Raw genomic sequence first — 14,168 nt, 5'->3', positions numbered from 1 at the left:
CCCTGCTTGTATCGATTTCCCTGATCAATGGTTGACGGCCTGGATTTCCTGGACGGTGATGTCCTGGGTCGCTCCGAAGGTGCCGTCGGGCAGGTTGTCGCCCGTGCCGCCGGTTCCGGTCCAGGAGATCTGCCAGGTGATGGTCGCGCGGAGTTTGTACGTTCCGTTGCCCGACGAGCGCAGGTACTTGAGGCCGCAGGGCGGGGTCTCGTCCGACTTGCCCTTCGCGTACGGTTCCCCGATCGAGCCGTCGGCGTTGAACGTGCACACGCCCGAGGCCGGGTAGGTCTGGGCGTCGTCCGTACCTGGTTCCAGCTTCAGGGACACCGGCTTGGCAGTGGTCGTCGCCTGGATGTTGAAGCCGGGGACGTTGACGGCCGCCGTCGCCTGGACCTCGTCGAACACGGCCTTGTCGAGCCAGGCCCAGGTCGGGAGGTTCACCTTGGTCGTGGCCGCGGGGGCGAGGGTGACCTTCGTGTCCGGCAGCGTCATGTGCTGGTAAGCCAAGGCTGCGAGGATCTCCGGCTTGATCGCCTCCTCGTACTGGGGCGGTGGGGTGTCGCCGTTCTCGACCCAGAAGGGGATCTCGTTGCAGGAGCCGCGCTTGAGGACGTCGGGCTCGTTGGGGTTCTCCACCCCGGCCCAGAACATGCCGTCGCCGTCCTTGTCGACGTTGTAGTCCTTGTAGCCGGGGTGGTCCGTCCAGCCGTACTCGTCCTCGTAGTGCTGCTCAAGCTGACCGATCGCCGAGCCCGCGGTGCCGCCCATGCCGGGGGTGTTCTTGGCGGTCTCGATCTCCTCGGACATCTTCTTCTTGAAGTCCTTGGCACCGAGGTAGGGGGCGTACCAGCAGGGCGGGGGCGTCCAGTTGACGTCGGAGGACGTCACGTTGCCGGTGCTGCCGTCTTTGGTGACTGAGCCGGAGTACTGGATCTTGGCGGCGGCGTAGATGCCGGTCGAGTCTCCGCCGCCGGACTCCTCGGTGCTGGCGCCCTCGTCCTTGCCTGCCGGTCCTGCCGCGTAGGCCGGTTCCGCGAGGGCGAGGACGCTGAGAGCCAGAGTCAGGACTCCAGCGCCGATCAGCGCGCGTCGAGATCCGGTCACTGGCACTTCGCCGCCTTGGTCTGGACGTACACCTTGGACGCCTGCCACAGGCCCTCAGCAGTGGGGAACTTCGTCATGATGATCTTGAAGTAGTCGAAGTCCTTGATGCTGGGTTCGGTCTTCAGGACCTTCCCCGTCTTGATTTCCTTGCCGTAGAACTTGGTTGAGTCCACGCAGAACGCCACCTCCACGGAGCTCCCACTGGAGGCGGACCGGGTGGTGGCCTCGTAGTGGCGTTCCGTGCCGGTCGCCGTCCAGCCGCCCTTGATCCAGGCGTTGATCTGCACCTCGCCGTAGTGGAGGCCGTCGCCGGTGGCGTACGTGGTCAGGGCCGCGTCCTTGGTCGTTTGCTTGTCGATGCCCCGATAGATGGCGCGGAGGAAGTTCGCGGCGTCGTCCATCGCCGCCGCCTCGTTCTTGTCCTTCGGCTTGTCCCAGTCGAAGACCATGGTCAGGTCCTTGGGCAGCGATACGTCCACGCCATCCGGCTTGTCCCCCGCCGGCGCCCCGGAGGCCGACGCCGACGCGCTCGGCGTCGCCGACCCCTGGTCGGCGCCTGCGATCTTGTCGTTGCCCTTCGAGCCGTCGTCTTCGCCGCCGCAGGCGGTAAGGAGCAGGGCCGCCGACGCGACCAGCGCGGCGGCAACGGGCAAAGTGCGGCGCTTCACAGTGAACTCCCCGTGAGAAATAAGTTCAGTCAAGAGGTCTGACGGTATCGGTGAGGTTCCCGTTTTCGCCACAGCGAACTTCCCTGTGAACGGGGGCAATTCAGGCCGTATGGGGCGCTTGCGGGTGTGAGCTGTGTCCTGATCGTGCCCGAACAGGTGATGGCTTCCGGAGGCGGGTCCGCGAGGGCGCTTTGCCCGTCGTTGGCACTTCTCTTGTCTCGTCCTTAATCGAGCTCACTAGGTTCTTCGTTGGCATGTGCACGGACGGACGGGGTGGGGGCGGACTGTCATGTCGGACGACGGCCTCGGGCGATGAGTGACATCGATGAGTGACATCAAGGCGGACACCAAGCGGATCAAGGAGTGCTCTCGCGCGCTCCAGCGGATCTACGAGACCTTCACCAACCGTGCGAACCCCGCCGAGGAGTACACGAGCGCCGAACTCGGCACCCAGCTGGTCGCCGATGCCTTCCAGGACTTCGCAGACAACTGGAAGATCCACCGCAAGGATCTCGCCGAGCAGATCAGAACGCTCGGCACCATCACCTGGGACGCCGCGAAGAGCTACGACGCGATCGACTCGGAGCTGGCCGCGGCCCTGCGTCGGCAGGACGCAAAGGCGGGGAAGTGAGGCGTCCCCCTGTTCACGAGTGGTCGGTGCTGGGTGAGGACGGCGACCCGGTTCCCGGCGACCCGGACGCCATCGCGCTGCTCGGTCAGTCGCTGCGTGACGTCGCCGACGACATCCGGCGCGAGTCCGGTGACGTGGAGGCGCTCTCCGCCGTCGAGTCGTGGCAGTCCAAGGCGGCGGACACCTTTCGCGATACGGCGAAGGACACGCTGGAGCCGCTGAAGAAGGCGTACCACCGGTACGACAAGGCCGCCCAGGCCATGGGTACGCGGGTCCAGGACGACAGCACCGCCGACTGGGCCTCCGCCCTGGAACACGCCCAGCACCTGGCTGACAAGGCGCTGCGTGACGGCCGTAGCGCCCATGACGACCATGAGTCGGCCGAGGCGGCCATCGACAAGCTGCCGGACGACACCCCTGACGACGACCCCGAACTCGTCCGGCTGAAGAAGCGGCGGGACCTGGCCGCCGGCGACCTCACAGCTGCGAAGACCGCGCTCCAGCACGCGAAGGAAGTACGGGACACCGCCGCGAGCCAGGCCGCCGGTATTGTCCGGCGCGCCATCACCCACGACGGGATGCACGACTCCGGGTGGGACAAGGCCGGTGATCTGCTCGGTGACGTGGGGGACGCGCTGGAGGACGTGGGCGAGGTCGTCGTGTCGGATCTCGCGTCCATCGGCAATGCCATGGTGGACGACATCGGCTCCACGATGACCGTGCTCGGCGGTCTCGGGATCGCCGCCCTCGGTGCCGGCGAGGAAGTCGGCGGCGGGCTGCTGGACGCCACGGGGGTCGGGGCGGTCCTCGGCATTCCCATCAACGTCGCCGCCGCCGCGCAGATAGGTGTGGGGCTGTCCATGGCGGGAGCCGGGATGGCGAACATCATGCAGGACGCGGCCGGGCCCGACCGGGTGGACATGACGTCCGACGGCAACGGTGGGGGAGGCGGTGACTGGGACGCGTCGACGGAGGGCGTCCATACGAAGCCGTCGGGGGAGCCCGATCCGGCCGGTCGGCCACGAGGGAATCCGGAATCGCTCAGCAGGAACGACGACGCGGAGACGGTACGGGCCAAGGGCCGCGAGGTGCATTCCGCGGATACCCTGGCAAAACAGGGATACGACGTGGAACAGACGCCGGGTACGATCAACGGGAAGAATCCTGATTTCCGTATCGAGGGCCAGGTATTCGACAACTACGCCCCGACCGCCAAGAATCCCCGTTCCATCTGGTCGGCTGTCCAGAAGAAGGTGGACGCGGGTCAGACCGACCGGGTCGTCCTCAATCTGGGAGACAGCGATGCCGACCTCGGAGCATTGCGGTCGCAGTTCCAGGACTGGCCCATGGACGGTCTGAAAGAGGTCATGGTCATCGACCGCGCCGGCAACGTAGTTCACCTCTATCCGTAGGACCAGGGATCAGCATGGCAATCTCTTACGACCTCGAGTACGCGGCGGAGTCATCAGCGGCCGACGTCGCGGCACGACTGGCCGAGATCGGTAGGGGCCTCGGCGTATTCGATGCCACGGTCACTCCCGAACTGCTGACGGATCCCGGCATGAACACCCGGCACGGCACCTGGATCCGGGTGACCCAGGAGCGACCGCCACAGCCCTGGCACCCCGTTGTCGCCGATCTGCATTTCACGCCGACGGTCTCCACCACGTTCCGCATGGCCAAGGACGCCGAGGTGAGCGCCCAGCAGGACGACATGCTTCGTCTGGTGCTCGCATTGCTGGAGCAGGTCGACGGGGACGCCGTACTCCACTACCAGTACGAGTCGATCTGGCTGTTGAGGAAGAACGGTGAGCTGAGTCTGAGCGAGGACGACGACCTCTGGCGACCCCACCGGATCCCCTTCGTGACCCAGTCCTACAAGCGCGTGACCCATCGCTTCGAGGACTGAGACCGGTTCACCGCACGCGGGGGCGGCCCGCACGGACCGCCCCCGTCATCCCGCAGCCTTCAGCCTCAGGCTTCACGCTGCCGTGTCAGTTCCCCCGGCACCTGCTGACGTCGATCCGCACGATCTGCGGGTCATGGTCGCTCGCCTGGTCCGCGAACTCCGCGTTGAGGTGGACCACGTCGTAGTCGAAGTGGGTCACCGCGGGGGTCGTCAGGGTGTGGTCCAGGGTCTGGGAGTTGCCGTCGTAGACGTAGGTGTAGCGCTCTGACGGCGGGAGGGTCGTGATCAGGGGGGTGAGGACGTTGCCGGATGTGAGGGTCTTGACCGTGTCCGAGAACTCGTAGTCGTTCAGGTCGCCCAGAACGACCGCCTTGGCGTCCTTGTCGGCCGCGAGGAGGGACTTGACGAAGGTGTTCACCTCGGCGGCCTGGGCCGCGCGCTGGGTCTCCGAGCTGCGGGTGGGCTGCTGGTAGCGGCCGTGGAGGGGCTGGTCGCCGCCCTTCGAGGTGAAGTGGTTGGCGATGACGATCACCGACTCGCCGTGGAATCTGAACTCGCCCACCAAGGGCTTACGGCTGCTGTCCCACGCCTCGCTGGTGGGGTTGATGCGGCCGGGGGAGTACGTGAGCTGCGCGCCCTTCCTCGTCTTCACCACGCTCGTCGCCGTCGTCGCGTCGCCGCCCGCGCGGTCCACGAAGTCGACGCGCTTGGGGTTGAAGAGGAACACCTGACGGATGTTGCCGCCGGGCTCGCCGCCGTCCGTGTTGTTCTCCGGGGTGATGTAGCGCCAGGAGTAGCGGGGGCCGCCCGCCGCGTGGATAGCGGCGGTGAACTTCCCAAGGGTCTCCTCCGACGTCAACGTGCCGTCGTTCGTCGCGCCGTTGTCGTCCTGGATCTCCTCCAGGGCCACGATGTCGGGGGAGTTGAGGTTCGTCGCCACGCCCTGCGCCAGGCGGTCGAACTTCTCCTGGGCGTCCAGCGCGTCCAGGTTCTCCACGTTGTACGTGGCCACCGCCAGCTCGTTGCCCTTCTGGCGGCGGGTCACCTCCTGCTTCAGGCCCTTGTCGGCAAACGTGCCGAGCTGCGTGGCCTGGAGGATGTAGCCGCCGTACGTGGAGTAGTCGAGCGGGCCCGTCGTCGTCCCGGACAGTTCGTCGCCGACATTGGCGGTCGGGCCCGTGGTGTCCAGCGATGCCACCTTCACCCGGCCCGTGTTGGGCTCGGCGTAGGAGGAGTACAGCGTGCCGCCGCGCTTCGTCGGGTGCTCGTCCGGCTTCACCGTCACCCAGAACTCGTCGTAGGCGTCCGTCGCGCCGACCACGCGGGCGTCGCCGAACGCCGTCCGCATGCCCTCCAGGGACTCGTAGAAGTCCAGGGCGTACGTGGTGGGTTCGAGGGGGAGCGACTCGATGCTGCCACCCGCCGCGTCCGGCGTGTACGCGTCCGGGACCGTCGTCGCGTCCAGTGTCGCGGCCTCGGAAAGCGCGTTGCCCGACGACAGGACCGTCACCGTCGGGCCTGTGATCTCCGTGACCGACTGGCTGGTGCTGCTCGGGTGGTACTCACTGACCTTGCCCGTGACCAGGACCGAGTCGCCGACCGCCACCGTGGGCGTGGCCGAACCCGTGTAGACGAAGACGCCCTCACTGGTACGGGCGTCGGTGTCCGCCTCCGGGTCCTGGATCCAGTAACCCTTCGAGCCCGACGTACGAACACCGGTGACGATGCCGGGGACGCGCGTGACCGCCTTGTTCGCGTACGGGGAGAGGCGGGTGGTGCCCTGGATGTCGTGGACGCGGACGGTGCCCGGGTCCGTCGTACCGCCCCCGCCGCCCCCGCCACCGTCTCCGCCGCCCGAATCAGGCGTCTGGCCCGCCGAGTTGACCGGCGTCGGCGTCCCCGCCGTGAGGTCGGCCGCGTTGTCGTCCGTGTCGGCCAGGGACTCGGCACGGGCCACCGACGCGGTGTTGGAGGCACCTGTCGCGGGGCCGCTGCCCTCGCGGACGACCGCGGTGCCGTAGCCGACGATGTCGAGCACCCGGCTGTCGGCCGTGCAGTCCGCCGCTGTCTTGCAGGTGAGCGCGGTGGTGCCGGAGACGAGGGCGATGGTGCCGGTCGTGGCGCTCATCGCGATCGAGCCGGAGGCGTCCGGGGTGGGGAGGGCCGTGGTGCCTCCGGTGCCGGTGCCCTCGCCGATCAGGTAGTGGTTGCCTGCGGCGAGTGAGCCGCTGAGGGACGTCACCTGCCAGAGGGAGCCGGCCGAGGCCGAACCCGGGAGGTACTGGACGCTGTATCCGGACAGGTCGAAGACCTCGGAGCCCGCGTTGGCCAGCTCGACGAAGTCCCGGGTCAGGGTCGCGCCCGAGTTGCCTCCGCCGCCGTACACCTCGGAGATGACCGCGGTGGCCGAGGGCACCGCCGCGGCGGTCCAGGCGGGGAGGGCGGTCAGGGCCATTGCGCCCACCGCGCCCACGGATATGAGGGGGTAGGCGGCAGCACGCCGGGGACGCGGGCTCTTCCCTTTGCTGCGGGTTCTTCCATCGGGGCTGGACACGCTGGCGGTCTCCTCGGATCGGGCGGCGGGGCGGCACTTGAAGCGGGGCGGGGTGTGGGGGACCCGTGTGGAGTCGGCTCAAGTTACGCGCGTAGAAAGGAGGGTGCCAAGAGGGGCTACGTTAAATTCGGGGAAACGGATTGGTGGCCGGCCTCAACGGAATTGCGGCCCGCCTCGCGTTCCTACCGTACGTTCGTCGCCTCCCGCACCTTCCGGCCAAGCTTCGTGAAGCCCTCGGGGACGGCGGAGAGCAACTCGTCCTCGTAGTACGGCAGTCCGTTGGGCGGCAGCTTCAGCAGGCGGGCCGGGATCTTGTGCGGGTCGTCGAGGCAGACCGGGCACAGCGGGAGCATCCGCCTGCGGGTCTCCACGCTGGACGTCCGGACGTGGCGTCGGGTCCTCGCCGGGCCGTGCAGGGGGTTCACTCCGCAGCACAGGGTGCTGTCGTCGCCGGAGAGGGCGGCGCGGGTGGCACGGGCCAGGACGATGACCGCGGTGAGGGTGGCGGGGGCGAGCTCGTCCAGAGTCTCGCCGTCCGTCGCCAGGAGCATCGTCGCGTCGTAGCGGTTCCGGGCGCGGGTGTCGGCCGTCTCGCCGGTGCCGAACTCGCGGGCCAGGGCCTGGAGTTCGATGCGTGCCGTGTCGTGCAGATACGGCTTCGTCGGCATCGCCGGTGATGCGGTGGGCAGGGCCGAGGTCGGCAACGGTTCCGGGTTGCGGCGCAGGAGTGACTTGCGGACGATGCCCAGCGCCGCCGCCACCAGTGCGAGCGCGGCGCCGGCAGCCAGGGCGCCGACGAACAGGCCCGGCCAGAAGTCGCCGTAGAAGAGGGGGTTGAGCTCGTCCTCGGTGATCGGGTCCGTGAGGGGGTACGGGTCGCCGGGCGTCGTCGGCTCGTCCGTGCGCTCGGTCTTGTCGAGGGCGGTCATGACGGTGGTGAGGCGTTCGGCGAGGAGGTGGTCGTCGGCCGTGTCCGACTTCTCGTCGCCGTACGTGACGGACTCGGGGAGGTCGTAGAGAGGGCCGTAGGAGTCGAGCCCCAGGCCGTAGTTGAAGACGTTGATGTAGCCGTCCAGGGGGTCGGCCACGATGTACACGCCGTCCTTGCCGAGCTTGTCGTGGACGGCGTACGCGAAGTACTCCTCGTCGCTCCCGGACTCGTCCTCGTACAACTGCGGGACCAGGGCCATGAAGACCGGGCCACCACCCGTCGAGGCGCTGAACTCGACGATGCGGGAGCGGAGTTGGGTCAGCTGCGTGCGGTCGAGGGCTCGCGGGCTCTCCGCGTCCTGGTAGATCGGGTCCCGGGCCAGGCCCTCGACGACCCGGTCGATACGGGCGTTCAGGTCGATCGCGCGGGGGCGGGGGGACGCGCTGGAGGTCGTCTGGTCGAAGACGTGCGGGGCGGTGGAGGCGATGGCGACGGCGGTGGCCGCGGCGGCCAGGGGGAGGAGCAGGCGGGTAGGGCGGCGCGGGGTCGATGGACGCTTGGTGAGGGACACCGGGGCTGCGCCTGGCCGACGACGCCACCAGCGTCGTACGTACGGAATCAGGAGCAGCATCGCCAGCGGTACGCCCGTGATCGCCATGCCGGTGAGGAACGACTGGTCGTCGCGGTCACTCGGGCCGATGTACAGGTCGGCGGGTTCGCCGTCGGCGTCGTACTTGTCACGGGCCGCCTCGGCGCGTGCGGCCGCCTTGTCGTCGTCCTCGGTGACGGCCTCGACGAAGCGCTCGAAGCTGCGCAGCGGGCCCGCGTCGTAGGGGAGTTCGTAGGTGGCGGTGGTGACCGCGTCGTCGGCGGGGGCGCTGACGCCGTAGGCCGTGGCGTTGGTGACCGACGAGTCGTCGATCAGGACGTAGAGCCCCTTCTTGCCGAGGCGGTCGTGCACGGCGCCGAGCAGGGCCTCGCCGTCGGTGGCCTCCAGGGGGAGGACGAGGACGTAGGTGGGGACGCCGGTGCGCTGCGCGACCTTGGCGAATGACGGGGTCGTGGACTTCGGGATCTCACGGGGGAGTTGGTCGGTGACGTAGACGGGACTGGTGCGGAGTTGCTCCGCGAGGTAGGCGGCCTGGGTGTCGGCGGAGGAACCGGCGGCCTCTGCCGTCGGGGTGACGGTTGCGAAGAGCGCCACCAGCAAGGCGAGGACCCCGAGCAGTCTCGCCCTGGTGGATCGGACCGTCCCCTTCGTCGCCGCCCGCATCGCCGAACTCCCCCGATCCCCACCTGATTTCACGCGGCACTCTACTGGGATGGTTCGCTACTGCGAAACCTTCGGTGTTGGTCGCCCTAACCCAGCTTCTTGTTCTGGGCTTTGACGAGGTCCGTGGGGATGTCGGCCTCGCTGGAGCGGCCGTTGAGGAAGCCGTAGGTGTTGATCGAGAAGTAGTTGACGATCGTGTCACCGAAGCGGAAGGTCTGGGTGCGCATCGTCTGGGTGCCCTTGTACGGGACCACCGAGGCGGTGGCGATCGACTCGTCCGCGCCCGTGCCCGTGGGAGCCGTCTCCTTCTTCACCGAGGAGTAGGAGGTGGAGGCCTTGTCGGACTTCGCGGTGTAGCCCCCCGTGCAGGCGGATGCCGCCTCGGCGAGACCCTTCATCGCCGCCTCGGCCCTGCCCGGCGCGTAGGTGGCGAGGGTGATGTAGTTGTAGGTGCTGGTCCCCTTGTCGGCCACCCGGACCAAGGACGCCTCCGGGTCGCCGAGGGGCAGGTAGTTGGTCGCGTACGCCATCGGGGCGCAGGCCGCCTTGTCGACCCGCAGCTGGTCCTGGGTCGTGGCCATGGCGTCGCCCGCTTCGGGTTCCCGGACGTTGTAGTCGCCGGCCTCCGCCTTGGTGACGAGCAGCTTGGCCAGCTCCTTCGCCGGGTCCACGGACGGCTTCGCCGGCGAGGCCGACGCCGTGGCCTTCGCCCTGTCGGTCGTCTTCGCGTCCGAAGCTCCGTCCCCGTCCCCACCGCCGCACGCCGACAGCGTGGCCAGGGTCAGCACGGAGAGGAGGGGGAGGGCGAGTGTGGATCGCTTCATGTGGGGGGTTCCCTTGAGGTTGTTCTCTGTGGTCATGGGGCGTACGTGCCGTGCAGCAACTTCTGCAGCTGCGGCGACAGTTCGGGCACCTGCGCCCCCGCCGCCTGCGCCGCCGCGATCGCCCTGACGTACTCGGTCGCCTCCGCCCGCAGCCGTGCCTTCTCGCCGCCCTGGTTGCGGCCGGCGAGCCACACGATGATCGCGAGCGGGATCAGGGCGAGGGCCCCGTACCCGATCGGCTCGGTCTCCGACCAGGCCCACCCCGCGCCGACGGCGCCCGCGATGATCAGCAGGCAGCCCGCCTCGTCGTGCCAGCCACCGGTGTCGGCGATGCGCTCGTACTCGGCGACGGCCGGGGGCTTTGGAGGGACGGGGACGGGTGCGTATGCGGTGGGCGTGGGGGTGGGTGCGGGTGCCGCGGGCGTGTCCACGTTCGGGTACGACGGGATCGGCGTCGCCCCCTTCCGCTTCCCCGGCCCGTTCGCGCTCGCGTCGTAGTCCGGCCGCCCCTCCAGCCACGGCGGCACATGCGCCAGCGGCAGTCCGTGGGCCATGGCCACGCCCAGCAGCTCGCGGTATCCGGCCAGCGCCGGGTGCGTCAGCTCACGCTTCCACCCCTTGCGGACCTGGACGTACATGGCGATGGCCACGATGAGGACCGGGCCGGCCGCCAGTGCCGTCCGCCGGTCGAGCGACGGCACCTGCAGGGCCACCACGCCCCAGACCACGGCCGCCGCCATCAACAGGCCGCTCAGATAGGCCAGCGGACGGTGCAGGGCCTTGTGCGCCACATCCCGGCGTTCCGCCAGCAACCCCGAGACCGCCGCGTCATTCGTGTAGTCGACCCCGTTGCGGGCGCCGATCGCCCGGGCCGCCGCCAGGACCCGCGGGTCGGACGCCAGCGCCGCCCCGCCGATCGGAAGAAGCCCCGCTTCTCCGTCTGTCATTGACTCAACGCCCCCGTATCCGTGAAACCGAGCAAAGATCATGGCACGGCACCCTCGGGCCTTCGTGAGCGAATCGTGCAGGCCTCATGGCTGGGTCGTGACGAAGGTCGCGTTACGGGACGGACGGGCTACGCGTCCTGGGTTCGCTCCCGCACAGACGACAGCCCTCTTCCGGGTCCCGCAGAACTGGGCAACACGCGCCCGAAGTTGCAGATGGATAACGGGGAGCGGGGTGAGGTGCATGACCTCGAACGCGCCTTGAGGGGCTTATGTGCGGCTGATACGGTGCCATGGCTTGACACTCACCTCAGCGATGGCTATTCGCACAAGTCGGGTAGACCCGGGTGAAGTGTCCTAATTTCCATCTCATTTGGCAGACTCTTTCTTGGGTGTACGGGGAGCGGTTGCGTGAAGATCCAAGAGCGTACGGGGGCGGGTCAGGGTCGTTCCGCCGCTCCGGCTCAGCCGTCGGTCGGTGACCGGCTTCCCACGCCGCCTCGCGAGCGCAAACCGGCGTTGGCCGCGTTGGCGGTGCTGCTGATTCTGGTGGGGGCGCTCGGCGCGACCATGCTGGTGCTTCAGGCCGGGGACCGGGTCGAGGTCGTGAAGGTCACCAAGGAGATCCCCGTGGGCGGGAAGGTCACCGACAGTGACGTGACGTCCGTGATGGTCGCCGAGGACTCCGACATCAACTACGTCAAGTGGGCGCAGCTGAGCACCCTGAAGACGCTGAAGGCCGTCACGACCATTCCCACGGGCACCGTCGTCATGGGCCAGATGTTCGGCGACGAGGCGGGCGCCTCCGACGGCAAGACCCTCGTGGGCCTCTCCCTCAAGGCCGGTCAGTTCCCGGCCGGCATCAAGGTGGGCGACACCGTCGCCGCCTACCGTGTCACCGACGGAGGCTCCAGCAGCAACAGCTCCGCCTCCACGTCCGGCAACAGCAACTCCGTGCTCACGGACAAGGCGACGGTGACCAGCGTGCCGAGCGCCGACAGCGACGACATCGTGGGCAGCGCCAACTCGGCCTACACCCTCGCCGTCGACTCCGACGTCGCCCCCGCGCTGGCCCAGGCCGCCGCCAACAGCCAAGTGGTCCTCGTCCTCGTCCCCAGCAGCAACAGCAGCAACTAGAAGGCGGCCCCACCCATGGCGCTCATCGCTCTCGCCGCCGACAAGGGTTCCCCCGGCGTCACCACCGCGGCCGTCGCCCTCGCGGCGGTCTGGCCGCGGCGTGTGCTGCTCGCCGAGACCGACCCGGCGGGCGGCGACCTCGTGTACCGCAGTGCCGCCGCGCACGGAGGCCCGCTCAACCCGAACACCGGCATGCTCTCCATCGCCGCCACGGCACGACGAGGTCTGGTTCCCGACCAACTCTGGGATCATGTCCAGCCGTTGAGCGGCGGGCTCGAAGTCCTCGTCGGTCTCGGCAACGCCGAGCAGGCCGCCGGTCTCGCCGGTCTCTGGCCCACCCTCGGCCACTCCTTCGCCTCCCTCGCCGAGTCCCCGCACGCCGCCGCCGACGTCATCGCCGACTGCGGCCGCATCGCCGGCGACACTCCCGCCGTGGACCTCTTCCCGCACGCCGCCCTCGTCCTGCTCATCTCCCGTACCGAGCCGGAGGCCATCGCGCGGGTCCGTGACCGTGCCGCCGCCCTCGGCAACAAGCTGCACGGCGGTCAGCGCGGCGTCGCGGCCATGGGCAACCCGATGATCGGCGTCGTCCTCATCGCGGACACCAACAACGCGGCGAAGCTCGCGGGCCAGGTCAACGACATGCTCGTGCACGCCCAGACCGGCGCCCGAGTCGTCGGCACCATCGCCGACGACCCCGCCGGCGCCGACCAGTTGGCCGGCCGCAAGCGCGGGCGCCTCGACAAGTCGCTGCTCATCCGCTCCGCCCGCAAGGTCACCGCGGACCTCTACCAGCAGTACGGCGCCGCCTGGACCGTACCCACCCAGGCCCAGCACGGTCAGCCGCTCGGCCAGATGAACGGCCATGCGGAGGCCGGGCGATGACCGCTGTCGACCATCAACTGGTCAAGCGGTTCCGGCAGGACGCCGGTGACCGGATCGCCGAGCAGCGGCGTCAGGACCAGGTCGCCGGTGTCACGCCGATGTCGAGCGAGGACGAGCGGCACTACGCGCGCGCGGTCATAGCCCAGATCCTGGAGGACCACGCCCGGACGGAGATCAACGCCGGGCGCACTCCGCTGGACGCGGAGACCGAGGAGCAGTACGCCGCCGCCGTGCACGCCGCGCTCTTCGGCGTCGGACGGCTGCAACCGCTCCTCGACAACCCGGACGTCGAGAACATCGACATCAACGGGTACGACCAGGTCTTCGTCGGCTATTCCGACGGCCGTGAGGTCACCGGCGACCCCGTCGCCGAGTCCGACGAGGAGCTCATCGAGCTCATCCAGGTGCTCGGCGCCTACTCGGGTCTGTCGTCCCGCCCCTTCGACTCCGCCAACCCCCAGCTCGACCTGCGCCTGCCGGACGGTTCGCGTCTGTCGGCGGTCATGGACGTCACCCGGCGCCCGGCGCTCTCCATCCGTCGCGCCCGCATGGGCAAGGTCTTCATCTCCGACCTCGTCGGGAACGGGACCCTCAGCCCCGAGGTCGCGCACTTCCTCGCCTGCGCCGTACGCGCCCGCAAGAACATCATGATCGCGGGCGCCACGAACGCCGGTAAGACGACCCTGCTGAGGGCCCTCGCGAACGAAATCCCGCCGCACGAGCGACTGATCACCGTGGAGCGGGCGCTGGAACTCGGCCTCGACACCTTCGCCGATCTCCACCCCAACGTCGTCGCCTTCGAGGAACGGCTGCCCAACTCCGAGGGCCAGGGCATGATTTCCATGGCCGAGCTCGTCCGCCGTTCCCTCCGTATGAACCCCTCCCGCGTCATCGTCGGTGAGGTGCTCGGCGACGAGATCGTGACCATGCTCAACGCGATGTCGCAGGGCAACGACGGCTCGCTGTCCACGATCCACGCCAACAGCTCGCACGAGGTCTTCAACCGTATTTCCACGTACGCGCTCCAGGCCTCCGAGCGACTGCCCATCGAGGCCAGCCAGATGCTCATCGCGGGCGCGGTGAACTTCGTCGTCTTCATCCAGCGGCGCAACAACTACCAGACGGGCGGCCGCCTCCAGCGCATGGTCACCTCGGTCCGCGAGGTCAACGGCGTCGACGGCCGGGTGCTCTCCAGCGAGGTGTTCGCCGAGGCGCACGACGGCCGGATCGTGCCGCACGCGCCGATCGCCTGCGTCGAGGAACTGATCGCACAGGGCTACCGGCCCACCGGAACGTGGGGGTGACGCA

The 14,168-nt window shown here is 68.9% G+C and carries 12 protein-coding genes; 6 read left to right on the top strand and 6 right to left on the bottom strand.

Going from position 1 to position 14,168, the window contains the following annotated elements; translation table 11 throughout:
* Positions 1 to 24: 24 nt before the first annotated feature.
* Entirely contained in the window at positions 25 to 1,110 is a 1,086-nt protein-coding gene (locus tag ACIHIX_RS04955) for a hypothetical protein (RefSeq protein ID WP_399949722.1), read from the bottom strand.
* Positions 1,101 to 1,772 carry a hypothetical protein gene (locus ACIHIX_RS04950; RefSeq protein WP_399949719.1) on the bottom strand — a complete coding sequence of 224 codons (672 nt, stop codon included), beginning with the start codon at positions 1,770 to 1,772 and terminating at the stop codon, positions 1,101 to 1,103. Before ACIHIX_RS04950 ends, ACIHIX_RS04955 begins: the two co-directional genes overlap by 10 nt.
* Before the next feature lie 325 nt (positions 1,773 to 2,097).
* On the opposite strand from ACIHIX_RS04950, the gene ACIHIX_RS04945 reads away from it, so the two are divergent.
* From ACIHIX_RS04945 to ACIHIX_RS04935, 3 genes are read left to right on the top strand one after another with little or no spacing between them, the layout of a single operon-like run.
* Positions 2,098 to 2,403: a hypothetical protein gene (locus ACIHIX_RS04945; protein WP_399949716.1), complete on the top strand. Its 306-nt coding sequence runs from the start codon at positions 2,098 to 2,100 to the stop codon at positions 2,401 to 2,403.
* Complete coding sequence (locus ACIHIX_RS04940) at positions 2,400 to 3,815, top strand: putative T7SS-secreted protein (protein ID WP_399949713.1); 1,416 nt, start codon at positions 2,400 to 2,402, stop codon at positions 3,813 to 3,815. The genes ACIHIX_RS04945 and ACIHIX_RS04940 overlap by 4 nt, the downstream gene beginning before the upstream one ends.
* Positions 3,816 to 3,829: 14 nt before the next feature.
* Positions 3,830 to 4,312, top strand: coding sequence for a SitI3 family protein (locus tag ACIHIX_RS04935; RefSeq protein WP_399949710.1), 483 nt, complete (start codon positions 3,830 to 3,832; stop codon positions 4,310 to 4,312).
* A gap of 85 nt (positions 4,313 to 4,397) precedes the next feature.
* Here the strand turns inward: ACIHIX_RS04935 and ACIHIX_RS04930 are convergent, their stop codons facing one another.
* The 4 genes from ACIHIX_RS04930 to ACIHIX_RS04915 form a co-directional block, all read right to left on the bottom strand.
* Positions 4,398 to 6,767 (bottom strand): lamin tail domain-containing protein, encoded by a 2,370-nt coding sequence (locus tag ACIHIX_RS04930; protein WP_399949707.1) that lies wholly within the window; start codon positions 6,765 to 6,767, stop codon positions 4,398 to 4,400.
* A gap of 281 nt (positions 6,768 to 7,048) precedes the next feature.
* Positions 7,049 to 9,070 (bottom strand): hypothetical protein, encoded by a 2,022-nt coding sequence (locus tag ACIHIX_RS04925; protein WP_399949705.1) that lies wholly within the window; start codon positions 9,068 to 9,070, stop codon positions 7,049 to 7,051.
* An 86-nt stretch (positions 9,071 to 9,156) separates the two neighbouring features.
* Positions 9,157 to 9,894 carry a hypothetical protein gene (locus ACIHIX_RS04920; protein WP_399949702.1) on the bottom strand — a complete coding sequence of 246 codons (738 nt, stop codon included), beginning with the start codon at positions 9,892 to 9,894 and terminating at the stop codon, positions 9,157 to 9,159.
* A 32-nt stretch (positions 9,895 to 9,926) separates the two neighbouring features.
* Positions 9,927 to 10,841 (bottom strand): hypothetical protein, encoded by a 915-nt coding sequence (locus tag ACIHIX_RS04915; protein WP_399949699.1) that lies wholly within the window; start codon positions 10,839 to 10,841, stop codon positions 9,927 to 9,929.
* 408 nt (positions 10,842 to 11,249) lie between these two features.
* Between ACIHIX_RS04915 and ACIHIX_RS04910 the strand changes: the two genes are divergently transcribed.
* The 3 genes from ACIHIX_RS04910 to ACIHIX_RS04900 are packed head-to-tail and all read left to right on the top strand — an operon-like array spanning position 11,250 to position 14,164.
* The gene (locus ACIHIX_RS04910) at positions 11,250 to 11,975 is read left to right on the top strand and encodes a hypothetical protein (RefSeq protein ID WP_399949697.1); all 726 of its coding nucleotides are present in this window, start codon (positions 11,250 to 11,252) and stop codon (positions 11,973 to 11,975) included.
* Positions 11,976 to 11,990: 15 nt separating this feature from the next.
* Complete coding sequence (locus ACIHIX_RS04905) at positions 11,991 to 12,860, top strand: hypothetical protein (RefSeq protein ID WP_399949694.1); 870 nt, start codon at positions 11,991 to 11,993, stop codon at positions 12,858 to 12,860.
* Positions 12,857 to 14,164: a CpaF family protein gene (locus tag ACIHIX_RS04900; RefSeq protein ID WP_399949691.1), complete on the top strand. Its 1,308-nt coding sequence runs from the start codon at positions 12,857 to 12,859 to the stop codon at positions 14,162 to 14,164. The genes ACIHIX_RS04905 and ACIHIX_RS04900 overlap by 4 nt, the downstream gene beginning before the upstream one ends.
* Positions 14,165 to 14,168: the final 4 nt, after the last annotated feature.

The sequence above is a fragment of the Streptomyces sp. NPDC051913 genome (assembly GCF_044593635.1).
In the GTDB taxonomy this organism is placed as follows: Bacteria; Actinomycetota; Actinomycetes; order Streptomycetales; family Streptomycetaceae; genus Streptomyces.
This window is presented reverse-complemented; position numbering and strand designations above follow the sequence as displayed.

Bases quoted from the DNA above. Each gene is read 5' to 3' on its own strand.
- ACIHIX_RS04945 (WP_399949716.1), top strand. From the start codon at position 2,098: ATGAGTGACATCAAGGCGGACACCAAGCGGATCAAGGAGTGCTCTCGC.
- ACIHIX_RS04935 (WP_399949710.1), top strand. From the start codon at position 3,830: ATGGCAATCTCTTACGACCTCGAGTACGCGGCGGAGTCATCAGCGGCC.
- ACIHIX_RS04930 (WP_399949707.1), bottom strand. From the start codon at position 6,767: ATGGCCCTGACCGCCCTCCCCGCCTGGACCGCCGCGGCGGTGCCCTCG.
- ACIHIX_RS04925 (WP_399949705.1), bottom strand. From the start codon at position 9,070: ATGCGGGCGGCGACGAAGGGGACGGTCCGATCCACCAGGGCGAGACTG.
- ACIHIX_RS04920 (WP_399949702.1), bottom strand. From the start codon at position 9,894: ATGAAGCGATCCACACTCGCCCTCCCCCTCCTCTCCGTGCTGACCCTG.
- ACIHIX_RS04915 (WP_399949699.1), bottom strand. From the start codon at position 10,841: ATGACAGACGGAGAAGCGGGGCTTCTTCCGATCGGCGGGGCGGCGCTG.
- ACIHIX_RS04905 (WP_399949694.1), top strand. From the start codon at position 11,991: ATGGCGCTCATCGCTCTCGCCGCCGACAAGGGTTCCCCCGGCGTCACC.
- ACIHIX_RS04900 (WP_399949691.1), top strand. From the start codon at position 12,857: ATGACCGCTGTCGACCATCAACTGGTCAAGCGGTTCCGGCAGGACGCC.